The organism is Paenibacillus sp. Y568, from assembly GCF_059445545.1.
This window is the reverse complement of sequence record NZ_JCAIUM010000019.1, coordinates 42,200-53,725: the sequence shown is the minus strand read 5'-3', so window position 1 is coordinate 53,725 and position 11,526 is coordinate 42,200. Positions and strand designations below refer to the sequence as shown.

The window sequence follows — 11,526 nt, the reverse complement described above, 5'->3', positions numbered from 1 at the left end:
TCAATTAAAAAGTTAAATGGAGGTCACGAAGGTATGAAGAAAAAATCCTTTTCCTTGTTGCTTACTGCGCTGCTAACATTCAGTGTCATGCTGTCTGCATGCTCGAATGGTAACAATGGAACAACGTCTCCGGAAGCAACTGAACCAAATGGGGGAAATACCACAGCGAAGACGGAAGAACCAGCGAAAGATGCGGAACCGACAGAGATTAAGATTATGCTTCCGCTGAACACAACAGGAACACCACCAGATACGATTAAGAATGAGGTTGAAAAGTTAACCAACACGAAATTAACATATCAATTCTTTCCTGCAGATTCATATGAAGAGAAATTAAATTCATCATTTGCTACAGGGTCCTTACCTCAAGTAACGTACTTGAAGAATCAGACAACATTCGTCCAGATGAAAGAGGCAATTAAGGAAGATCAATTCTGGGAAATTGGTCCATTCATGAATGAATTTCCGAATTTGAACAAGCTAAAACCTGAAATTCTTAATAACACCAAAGTAGGCGGCAAGTTGTATACGCTTTATATTGGTAGACCGCTTGCACGTCAAGGAATTATCTACCGTAAGGATTGGGCAGATAAGCTTGGAATTAGTGCTCCAGCCAATCTGGATGAGTTGTTCGCCATGGCGAAGGCGTTTACAGAGCAGGATCCAGATGGTAACGGACAGAAAGACACCACAGGTATTGCTGACCGAAATGAGTTAACCTATGGTGCTTTCAAGACGGTCTCTTCTTGGTTCGGAACACCTAATACGTGGGGTGAGAAAGACGGACAATTGGCACCAGAGTTTACATTCCCACAGTATATTGACACATTAGATTTCTTCAAAAAGCTACGTGATGCAGGGTATATGAACCAGGATTTCGCTGCAACTAGTAAAACAGATGCCGTAAATATGTTTACAAGTGGTAAAGCAGGTCTTTATATTGGTGGATCCATGCAAGATATCGATACATTGAACAAAGATCTAATTAAGAACTTCCCAGATGCAGTTCTCGATACACACAGTATGGTTGCGGGTCCTGACGGTAAGTTCGCTCAGTGGATGATTCCGGGATATAACAATGTGGTCTTGTTCCCTAAATCTGCTGTGAAGGACGAAGCAGAGCTCAAGAAGATCCTGGCCTTCTTTGATCAAATGATGACACCTGAAGTTGCCAACTTAATGTTCTGGGGAATTGAAGGTACGCATTATACCGTTGTTGATGGTAAAGCCAAACCAGCAGATGACAAAGAATTGATCGAACGTGAAGTGAAAGGGTTCAAGGATAGTGTGATCGGTGAATCCGAGACAAATGGCATGTATGAAAGCTTGAACCTATTGCCTGGTAGAATTCACGCAGAGGAGTTAGTCCTCGAGAATGTGAAGTTTGGGGTGGCAGATCCTACGGCTGCACTAGATTCAGCTACGTATACGGAAAAAGGTGTTGAACTTCAGCAGATCATCACAGATGCTACCTACAAGTATATCTATGGACAGCTGGATAAAGCGGGATTCGAAAAAGAGGTTGAGGACTGGAAGAGTCGTGGTGGCGCCAAAATCATCGAAGAGTATAACGCAGAGTATAAGAAATAGTCTTACAATGGCCACTGGCTGAAAAGTTGGGCTTAGAGGGCTGTTGATGATCGATTTCAACAGTCCTTTCTGTTCCCTTTAAAGTGTTGGAAATTGCATTTTGAATAACTATATAGAAAGGGAGAATCTCATGCAGGAAGTTGCCGTTCAACCGACTACATCCCCTCAGCCCAAGCGTAAAAGCAACAAGAGTAGCAGTGAGCTCAAAAAGCGACTGTGGAGAAATAAATGGCTCTATGTCATGTTAACACCGGGAGTACTCTATTTTCTCATATTTAAATATCTACCGATGTACGGATTAATTATCTCATTTCAGGATTACAAACCCTACAAAGGAATTGCTGGCAGTGAATGGGTGGGTATGAAGCATTTCCAAAGGTTATTTACAGAGCCTGATTTCATAAACATTCTGATGAACACGCTTATTTTATTCGGATTAAACATTCTTATCTATTTTCCAATACCTATTATTCTGGCACTTATGTTGAATGAGCTTAGAGGGACGTTCTTTAAAAGGTTCTTTCAGACGCTGGTCTACTTACCTCACTTTATGTCATGGGTTATCGTGGTCTCGATCACCTTCGTAATGGTAACGATGGATGGAGGAATTATTAACGAAGTTATATCGTTTTTCGGGTTCGAAAAGATCAATTTCTTGCTCAACCCCGGATGGTTCAGACCGATGTATATCCTTCAGGTTATCTGGAGAGAAGCGGGTTGGGGTACGATCATCTATCTAGCCTCTATTGCTGCCATTGATCCTGGATTGTATGAAGCAGCTCGTATAGATGGTGCAGGACGTCTGAGACAAATCTGGCATATTACACTTCCAGCCATAAGAGGCGTCATTATTACATTATTTATTTTGAAAATTGGTTCCGTACTCGATCTTGGATTTGAACATGTCTATTTATTGCTCAATTCGATGAACCGAGAGGTTGCGGAAATTATTGATACGTACGTATATACAGCCGGTTTGAGACAGGGGCAATTCAGTTACAGTACAGCGATCGGATTCTTTAAATCTATTATTGGTTTGATTATGGTCATGTCTGTGAATAAATTCTCCAAGAAAATGGGAGAAGAAGGCGTGTATTGATATGTTGTGGGAGGGATTAGAATGGTAGAAGATCGATCCATCGGTGGAAGGATTTTTGCTGCAGTTAACTTTACGTTACTAGCCATCATTGCTTTAGTCACGGTTCTTCCGTTTATTCACGTAGTTGCAGGCTCCTTTACGACAAGTGCTGAGATGGCAGCTAACAAGTTTGTGCTCATTCCCAAAGTGTGGAGCTTGGATGCTTACAAGTTTATATTCTCTACGGGTACGATCTTCAAAGCGATGGGTGTCTCCGTTGGAGTTACACTGGTAGGAACATTGTTCAGTATGTTTGTGACTGCGCTCATGGCATATGGTCTTTCTCGCAAGGATCTAGATGGACGTACGGCTATCAATTTCATGGTCGTCTTCACGATGTTGTTTCATGGTGGAATGATCCCGACATTCTTAGTTGTAAAGGAACTGGGGTTAATCGACTCTTATTGGGCACTCATTCTTCCTTCAGCCATTAGCGCATTTAATATGATCATTCTTAAGAATTTCTTTCAAAATATACCGGAGGGGTTGGAAGAGTCCGCTAAGATCGACGGTTGCACGGATTTCGGAATATTATTTCGGATCGTACTTCCGTTATCTATGCCAGCTATAGCAACCATCTCTCTATTCTACGCGGTAACCTATTGGAATACGTACATGACGGCAATTCTATATTTGGACGATAGTGCTAAATGGCCGATTCAAGTGCTATTGCGACAGATTGTAGTTCTTGCAAGTGGGATGGATTACAGTTCTACGCTGGATGCGGCTGTACCTCCCCCAGATCAGACGATTAAGATGGCGGTTATTGTCGTTGCAACACTGCCAATTCTAATGTTATATCCGTTCTTACAGAAGCATTTTGCTAAAGGTGCCATGTTGGGGTCTATGAAAGGTTAGAAAATTAACGTTTGAAATCTGATGAATAGATATTGTTCTGATAATGAGAGGAGACTACACATGACTCAAATGTTGACGAGAACACCGCTAGAATGGGCTAAAAAGGCTTGTGATTCTCTGATGAACACTTACGCTGCAGGAGAACTTCCTCCTGCACATCGGTGGCATTACCACCAAGGTGTATTTCTATGTGGAATGGAACTCTTGTGGGAAACGGTACAAGAGGATCGCTATGTGGACTATATTCAAAGTTATGTGGATGATCTCATAGATGATCATGGTAATTTCTATTTCGCTCGTGATGAGTTAGATGCCATTCAGGCAGGGCTTCTATTATTTAATCTTCATGAACGGACAGGTAAGGATAAATATCGTGTGGCTGCTACCAAACTGAGAAGTTTATTACTGACGCTTAATTTAACCTCGGAGGGAGGATTCTGGCATAAGGATAAATACGCTAATCAAATGTGGCTCGATGGGCTATATATGGCGGGGGTATTCTCCTTGAAATATGCGGAAGCCTATGGGGAGCCATCCCTGAGGGAAACAGTCCTTCATCAGGAGCGCTTGATGCGCAAACACATGAAGGATGAGGATACAGGATTACTGTATCACGCGTGGGATGAGAGTCGACATATGCCATGGTCTGATCCTGAGAGTGGCTGCTCTCCTGAATTCTGGGGGAGATCACTTGGATGGTATGGCCTGGCATTAGCACAATTTCTTGATTATCTACCAGAGAGCGACCCAGGACACGCAGAACTATTATTGGAATTGGGGAACTTCGTGCAGGCACTGGTTCGTTATCAAGACAAGGAAAGTGGCCTTTGGTATCAAGTTGTAGATAAGGGGCATTTGTCGGATAACTGGTTGGAGACATCGTGTAGTTGCTTATTCGTCTATACCATTGCGAAGGCTGTGAAGCACGGCATCGTTGGGAAAGAATATGTAGAAGCAGCTAAGAAGGGGTATGAAGGGTTAATCAACATATTAGAGTGGGACGAGAATGAGGGCTTAATTCTACCGAATATTTGTATTGGTACTTCGGCTGGAGATTATGAGAATTATGTAACTCGTCCTACGAGTAAGAATGATCTACACGGCGTTGGCGCATTTGTGATGGCTTGCGTTGAGATGCAAGCATTACGCTAACTGACTATGAATGCTGAATGTAGATGACCAACATAGTAGAAGGTGAACGAAGACATAGCAGGTAAAGGAATGAAGTCGCACGGTATTCGGTGCGGCTTTTTCTCTATTGTCAAGGAGGTTTCTAGCTGAATAAACTTAAAAATTAAGATATCATCATTTTGTATAATACATGGTCAGTCTCTGTCACACTTGACTTGGCATTCCGTGATAACAATAAAATTTAAAGGGTGACAACAGATGACATTCAAAAGTTTCCTGAGTTTAGTGGAGATTAGAACGAAACTCGCCAGCATGATTCCCTTCTTTATAGGATCGGTATATGTGGTGTTCCGATTCCATGAGTTTCAAGTTACACATTTCCTACTGATGCTGATATCCTTACTTTCGTTTGATATGTTTACAACGGCAATGAATAATTACTATGATTTCAAAAAGGCAAGTAAGAAAGAGGGTTATGGTTACCAAGAACATAACGCCATTGTGAAGTTCGGACTGAAAGAATCGACGGTTGTGACGCTGATTATTAGTCTTTTTGTGACAGCAGTGGGTACGGGGATATGGCTGGTTATGAGTACGGGAATGGTTGTATTCCTTATAGGAGGGCTATCCTTTTGCGTGGGGATATTGTATTCGTTCGGTCCCATTCCTATCTCTAGAATGCCATTAGGTGAGTTGTTCTCCGGTTTATTTATGGGGTTCGTCATTATATTTGTCTCCACATTTATTCATGTAGGTGATCAACTCGTTACTTTAGCTTTTAACCAACAGAATCTGAGCGTTCATATCGACATGGTCGAAGTATTATTGATCTTCCTCATTTCGATCCCTGCTATTCTTGGGATCGCTAATATTATGCTAGCCAATAACATATGTGATATGGATGAAGATGTTGAGAATAAAAGATACACCCTTCCGGTGTATATCGGCAAATCGCATGCCTTAATCTTGTTCAGATTCATTTACTATGCTTCTTTCTTGGATCTGATTGTATTGTTATTCTTGAAAGTAAATCCGCTCATCGTTGTGCTGGTTCTACTCACTTTGATCCCCGTTAGGAAGAATATTAACTTGTTTATGAAGAAGCAGACCAAACAACACACCTTTGGTTTAGCTGTACAGAATTTCATGATTACCAATATGGCTCGGATCTTAGCCTTGAGTGTGGCGATTGTGATGGCAGTGTGATTATAGTGGGTATACGGGGAAGTATCATAACGAAAAAGGATATGCATTAGATGCATATCCTTTTTCTTTTATATTCACTTGTGATATGAGAAAATTAAACGGTAACTCGGGAAAGGGCCTTATCTGCAGGGACATATTCAAATCCAAGATCACGAGCCACCGCTGCATATGTGACGCAGCCATTGATGACATTAGCTCCACTTGCAATCGCTGGATTGCTAAGAATAAGTTCTTGAATATCCTGATTAGCTAACTTTAACGCAAATGGTATAGTTGCATTTGTTAAGGCTACCGTTGACGTTTGCGGTACGGCACCCGGCATGTTCGCTACAGCATAATGAATTACGCCATGCTTCACATAGGTTGGATGATCATGTGTCGTGATATGGTCAATCGTCTCTACGATTCCCCCTTGGTCAATAGCAACATCTACAATAACAGAACCTGGACTCATTGATTTCACAACTTCTTCGGTCACTAACTTGGGAGCTTTGGCTCCAGGGATCAGAACAGCACCAATTAATAGATCTGCTTCTGCAACAGCTTTAGCAATGTTGGACGGACTAGAGACTAATGTGGTCATCTGGTGACCAAATATATCATCTAATTGGCGTAATCGACCTACATTTAGATCTAATAAGGTGACATGTGCTCCGAGACCGATAGCAACCTTTGCAGCATTCGTCCCAACGACTCCTCCACCAATGATCGTCACCTTCCCACGTGCTACGCCTGGAACACCCGATAATAGTATCCCTTTACCACCCTGGGGTCTTTCTAGTAATTGCGCCCCGATCTGAGCTGCCATTCGACCAGCCACTTCACTCATGGGTGTTAGTAGCGGGAGTGTACCATGAGTAGTAACTGTCTCATAAGCAATGGCGGTTACACCTGAATCAACTAAAGCCTTTGCAAGTGAAGGCTCAGCGGCTAGATGCAAATACGTAAAGAGGATTAACCCCTTTCTAAAGTACACATATTCACTAGATAAAGGTTCCTTAACCTTCATAATCATATCCGATTGACTCCATAATTCTTGAGCTTCTTCTACGATTATTGCACCAGCAGCAGTATATTCATGATCAGGGAACCCACTTTCTGCTCCTGCTTGATGTTCAACATATACGGTATGTCCATGTTGAAGGAATTCTTCTACGCCTGAAGGGGTGATCGCTACACGATGTTCATTATTTTTGATTTCCTTTGGGATTCCAATTCTCATCATAATCACCTCTTAGATTTAATAATCTTATAAGTGCGTGTTCAAAAAGTCAGATTTTCAGCACCAAGAAGATTGGATGAAGCAAGGGAGTGAGGAGCGGAGCGTAGGCAGTACCTACGTGAGCACCGGAAGGACCGGCTGAATTCAATATTCGATGTCGAATAAGCCTCTTGATATACTTCGTGATCAAAAGATGACTTTTTGAACCACCTCTATAATTAAAGTGTACAAGTGAATGGAAACTTTATCATCGTACGCCATGTCTAGAAATATAAGATAATAGGAAGACAAAATGTTTATGGTGTAATATTATATAACACATAAAGTGTGTGATTTAATGAACTAACATGGGACTTGACCAAAACTAGCCCGCAATCAACGAACAGACAAGTGATTTGTGTTATGAATATTAACGCAGGAGCGTGAAACTATATGATAAAGGGATTTACACTTTACATTAAAGATGTATTGAAACGTTCCGTATTCCAGAAGGCCAAGTTGATAGCAGGCAATCGTGGTTTAGACCGAGAAGTAGGCTGGGTTCACGTGATAGAAATTACTCAAATTGCTCCTTTTATCAGTAAAAATGATTTCATTCTTACGACGGGTCTTTGGCTTAATCAAATAGAGGAGGAACAGCTTGCCTATATGGAGCAACTCATTCATCAAGAGGCGGCGGGTCTGTGTATTGAATTCGGTACCGCAATCGAACGAATCCCCGATAAAATAATAGATCTAGCGAATGCACATGATTTTCCCTTGATTATATTTGAACACCCCGTCCGTTTCGTTGCAATAACACAGGATATCCATGGGCTACTGATTAATCAACAACATCAGATCCTTAAAGATCTGGAGGCTTTTTCACGTAAGTTGCAACAGATGACACTTCAAAGTACGGATGTGCATGCGGTACTCCATTTATTATATGAATACACTAATCAGCAAATTGTGTACCATTCTACGGTAGAATCGAATAAATTTGTTCCATCACTACCTTCCGAGATGACAAATCAAATGTCTGCTTTTTATAAAAAACAGGTTGAGAATGATGAAGGGGCAGCACAGGAGACGGCTTTTTTCAGAATGAATGATGATCAGATACTGTTATCCCAGCCTGTTATTTGTCTAGGTCAGACGCTCTCCTATGTGGGTATCATTCTTCCGAATAATAATTCAACGGAGACACTCATTCTACTCTTGGATTATACGGCCAAGTCGATTGCGACTCTATTGATTAGAAGTCTATTTCTAGAAGAAAAGATGATGCGAGATCAGAATCAACTCATCCAAGACATTATGGATCATAAGATCGAAGATGAAGAGGTAGCTCGTACTCGGATGGGTCTGCGACCTAAAGGCCATGGGGAGAGGGACTTCTTTATGGGTGGAATCATAGAGATGAAGCATGATATGTGGCAATTGAGCCAAGAACGAATACATATCGACCATCAGGATATACTGGTACTTTTACGGGCACTTCTTAAGAAGCATGGAATACATCATTTGTTAATGATGAAGGATACTCGAATATATGTGATATGTGCCAAGGATGTAACGAGTGGAGATCCCACGGATCTACTGAGAAAAGGCATTGCGAAAGTCGTAGAACAACTCCGAGCGTCTAGTATGAGTACTTCTAACTCGCTTACCTTGGTTGCGGGCTTTGGAAAAATTCGATCCGTCATCGCGGATATGTATCTTGACTTCAAAGAAGCCATTCAAGTGATTGAGATGGCACGAATCAGGCCGACAGGGCAAACCTCGTTATTTTACGAGAATCTAGGAATATATCAGCTGTTAAAAGCCATCCCAGATCAGTCCTTTCTTCGAGCATTCGTTCGGGACCATTTAGGTGCTCTTATTGCGTATGATCAAGAACATCACTTACAGTTGATTCAGACGTTAGAGGTGTATCTAAAATGTATGGGTTCTAAGAAAGATACAGCGGAACAATTATATATTCACAGACAGACGTTATACAACCGCTTGGATAAAATGACGGAGATCCTAGGCGACAATTTCCTCGATTCAGATAAAAGAACATGTCTGGAGATGGCCTTACTCGTGCATGGCATGCTGACATGGTCCGAGAGTCCCAGTACATTAGGGTGGGAGTAAACACATCAGAATAACCATTTAGATATATAACGTTCGATATATTCCAAATTAAAACATGTATATTTTTAAAAGCGAAATTTGTTATACTAATGTGTCTCCTCAACACGGACATCAAAAACTATATACCTCAACTAGATAGGAGTCGTATTCATGTTACAAATTTTACAAGATATGATTGATGTTATAAACAGTATGATGTGGTCTAAATTACTTATCATCATGCTTATTGTTTGTGGTTTGTATTTCAGTGTTAAAACTAATTTTTTACAATTCCGTCTCTTGAAAGAAATGTTTCGCGTATTAAGAGAATCCACGAGCGGTTCTCGTGATACGATCTCTCCGTTTCAGGCTTTCTGTATTAGCATGGCGGCGCGAGTAGGGACGGGTAATATTACGGGGATTGCGATCGCTATCGCACTTGGTGGTCCGGGTGCTGTGTTCTGGATGTGGGTTATTGCCATTATTGGGTCAGCATCCAGCTTTATTGAGAGCACACTAGCGCAAGTGTATAAAGTCAAAGATAAAGATGGATTCCGAGGTGGACCAGCCTATTATATGGAACGAGGACTAAAGAAGCGGTGGATGGGCGCCTTGTTTGCTATCCTGATCACCTTATCGTTCGGACTCGTATTTAATGCGGTTCAGTCAAACACCATTACCTTAGCATTTGAGAATGCTTTTGGCACAAATCGTCTAGCAATAGGTTTAATCATGGCGGCGGTATTCGCAATCATCATATTCGGTGGTGTGAAACGTATTGCAAAGATGTCCGAATATATCGTTATTGTTCTAGCTGTATTATATATCGGGATTGCCGTGTATATCGTGTTAGCTAACATTGGACAAGTTCCGGCAGTACTTTCCCTGATTGTGAAGAATGCCTTTGGTATTGAACAAGTCGCAGGGGGTTCTCTGGGGGCAGCACTCATGCAGGGTGTGAAACGTGGATTATTCTCGAATGAAGCGGGTATGGGGAGTGCGCCCAATGCTGCAGCAACTGCAACGACAAGTCATCCGGTTAAGCAAGGGTTAATTCAAGCATTAGGCGTACTAGTCGATACATTAGTAATTTGTACAAGTACTGCTATGATCATTCTATTGTCCGGCGTATATACGCAATCTGGGCTAGGTGGAATTGAATTAACTCAAGCGGCATTAAGTGTGCACATCGGTTCTTGGGCATCTGGTTTCTTAGCCATTATGGTGTTGTTGTTCGCGTTCAGTACGCTGATCGGGAATTATTACTATGGAGAGACCAATATTGCGTTTTTGAAGTCAAATAAGATATGGATCGTTATATACAGATGTAGTGTATTAGCTATGATTATTTTCGGATCGGTGGCCAAGGTTAAGTTAGTATGGGATCTGGCCGACTTATTTATGGGATTCATGGTCATCGTCAATCTGATTGCCATTACAATGTTATCTAGAGTAGCCTTTGCCGCATTGAAAGATTATATGAAGCAGAGGAAAATGGGCAAGGACCCCGTATTTACGAGAGATAGTCTGCATATGTTGGATAATTCTCATAACATTGAATGTTGGGATTCTCCGTTAATACCAGATAAAGCAGAATAGATTCTGTATATGAAAAGAACGAATAATAAATAAATGTAAGAGCCTACTCATTGACAAGTAGGCTCTTGTTTGTGTGATTTAATATATTTATATGGATATATAGCATGTGATATATAGGTAAGAGATAAGTAAGGGGGGGATTAAGAAATCGTTAAGAAATCATTAAGAAATCGTTAAGAAATCGAAAAGGTGTTAAGTTACAATTTGGTAACTTGTTGTAATATATATAGGAAATATAAGGAGGGAGAATAGTGAATATTGTTACAGTCTATAAATTGATAGAGTGTAGGAGGAATGAATTAAATACGCTTGTAAGTATATATGGTATTAAAGATCAACGGGTCATGATTAAATCGGTACAGCTTGATCGGATAATAAATATGTATATCCACAAGAGACTTCAACAGTTACCTCATCGACATACAGACGATAACTACAGTAAACAAACTGACTACATAAGTTGTACCAAAGAGTTCGCAAGGATATAGATGGATAATAATACAACGGCATCGTCTCTTTTGGGAAACGATACCGGTTAGATATAGTTATTTTTTGGTGCCGTGTTGCTTGTTAGGTAATTTATCGCTTGGGGTTCCCTTGCCATGATGCTCTTTATTTAGTTCCTGCTTAGCCTGTGTATCATGTAATTTCTCTACAAACTCGTGCGTATTATCCATGTGTT

10 protein-coding genes are annotated in these 11,526 nt (G+C 41.1%); 8 read left to right on the top strand and 2 right to left on the bottom strand.

What is annotated here, in order from left to right; genetic code table 11:
* Positions 1-33: 33 nt before the first annotated feature.
* From AC1D7X_RS21545 to AC1D7X_RS21525, 5 genes are all read left to right on the top strand, one after another.
* Positions 34-1,590 carry an extracellular solute-binding protein gene (locus tag AC1D7X_RS21545; RefSeq protein ID WP_495456867.1) on the top strand — a complete coding sequence of 519 codons (1,557 nt, stop codon included), beginning with the start codon at positions 34-36 and terminating at the stop codon, positions 1,588-1,590.
* Between the two features lie 130 nt (positions 1,591-1,720).
* A complete protein-coding gene (locus AC1D7X_RS21540; protein WP_495476099.1) occupies positions 1,721-2,689 on the top strand; it encodes an ABC transporter permease in 969 nt (322 codons plus the stop codon).
* A 21-nt stretch (positions 2,690-2,710) separates the two neighbouring features.
* The gene (locus AC1D7X_RS21535; RefSeq protein ID WP_495476098.1) at positions 2,711-3,586 is read left to right on the top strand and encodes a carbohydrate ABC transporter permease; all 876 of its coding nucleotides are present in this window, start codon (positions 2,711-2,713) and stop codon (positions 3,584-3,586) included.
* Between the two features lie 60 nt (positions 3,587-3,646).
* Positions 3,647-4,738, top strand: a complete 1,092-nt coding sequence (locus tag AC1D7X_RS21530; protein WP_495456864.1) for a glycoside hydrolase family 88/105 protein — start codon at positions 3,647-3,649, stop codon at positions 4,736-4,738.
* A 237-nt stretch (positions 4,739-4,975) separates the two neighbouring features.
* Complete coding sequence (locus tag AC1D7X_RS21525; RefSeq protein ID WP_495476097.1) at positions 4,976-5,923, top strand: prenyltransferase; 948 nt, start codon at positions 4,976-4,978, stop codon at positions 5,921-5,923.
* A gap of 94 nt (positions 5,924-6,017) precedes the next feature.
* Here AC1D7X_RS21525 and ald read toward each other — a convergent pair whose 3' ends face one another.
* Positions 6,018-7,145, bottom strand: coding sequence for an alanine dehydrogenase (ald, locus tag AC1D7X_RS21520; RefSeq protein ID WP_495476108.1), 1,128 nt, complete (start codon positions 7,143-7,145; stop codon positions 6,018-6,020).
* Positions 7,146-7,577: 432 nt separating this feature from the next.
* Between ald and AC1D7X_RS21515 the strand changes: the two genes are divergently transcribed.
* From AC1D7X_RS21515 to AC1D7X_RS21505, 3 genes are all read left to right on the top strand, one after another.
* Complete coding sequence (locus AC1D7X_RS21515; RefSeq protein ID WP_495476096.1) at positions 7,578-9,266, top strand: PucR family transcriptional regulator; 1,689 nt, start codon at positions 7,578-7,580, stop codon at positions 9,264-9,266.
* A gap of 150 nt (positions 9,267-9,416) precedes the next feature.
* Positions 9,417-10,844: an alanine/glycine:cation symporter family protein gene (locus tag AC1D7X_RS21510; protein ID WP_495456861.1), complete on the top strand. Its 1,428-nt coding sequence runs from the start codon at positions 9,417-9,419 to the stop codon at positions 10,842-10,844.
* A 251-nt stretch (positions 10,845-11,095) separates the two neighbouring features.
* The gene (locus tag AC1D7X_RS21505; protein WP_495456860.1) at positions 11,096-11,332 is read left to right on the top strand and encodes a Spo0E family sporulation regulatory protein-aspartic acid phosphatase; all 237 of its coding nucleotides are present in this window, start codon (positions 11,096-11,098) and stop codon (positions 11,330-11,332) included.
* 57 nt (positions 11,333-11,389) lie between these two features.
* Here AC1D7X_RS21505 and AC1D7X_RS21500 read toward each other — a convergent pair whose 3' ends face one another.
* On the bottom strand, positions 11,390-11,521 hold the full coding sequence (locus AC1D7X_RS21500; RefSeq protein ID WP_495456859.1) for a DUF4023 domain-containing protein: 132 nt from the start codon (positions 11,519-11,521) through the stop codon (positions 11,390-11,392).
* Positions 11,522-11,526 lie beyond the last annotated feature (5 nt).

What these genes read in the sequence shown, in the direction of transcription:
- AC1D7X_RS21545 (WP_495456867.1), top strand. Translation starts at nt 34, where the DNA reads ATGAAGAAAAAATCCTTTTCCTTGTTGCTTACTGCGCTGCTAACATTC.
- AC1D7X_RS21530 (WP_495456864.1), top strand. Translation starts at nt 3,647, where the DNA reads ATGACTCAAATGTTGACGAGAACACCGCTAGAATGGGCTAAAAAGGCT.
- AC1D7X_RS21515 (WP_495476096.1), top strand. Translation starts at nt 7,578, where the DNA reads ATGATAAAGGGATTTACACTTTACATTAAAGATGTATTGAAACGTTCC.
- ald (WP_495476108.1), bottom strand. Translation starts at nt 7,145, where the DNA reads ATGAGAATTGGAATCCCAAAGGAAATCAAAAATAATGAACATCGTGTA.
- AC1D7X_RS21525 (WP_495476097.1), top strand. Translation starts at nt 4,976, where the DNA reads ATGACATTCAAAAGTTTCCTGAGTTTAGTGGAGATTAGAACGAAACTC.
- AC1D7X_RS21540 (WP_495476099.1), top strand. Translation starts at nt 1,721, where the DNA reads ATGCAGGAAGTTGCCGTTCAACCGACTACATCCCCTCAGCCCAAGCGT.
- AC1D7X_RS21535 (WP_495476098.1), top strand. Translation starts at nt 2,711, where the DNA reads ATGGTAGAAGATCGATCCATCGGTGGAAGGATTTTTGCTGCAGTTAAC.
- AC1D7X_RS21510 (WP_495456861.1), top strand. Translation starts at nt 9,417, where the DNA reads ATGTTACAAATTTTACAAGATATGATTGATGTTATAAACAGTATGATG.
- AC1D7X_RS21500 (WP_495456859.1), bottom strand. Translation starts at nt 11,521, where the DNA reads ATGGATAATACGCACGAGTTTGTAGAGAAATTACATGATACACAGGCT.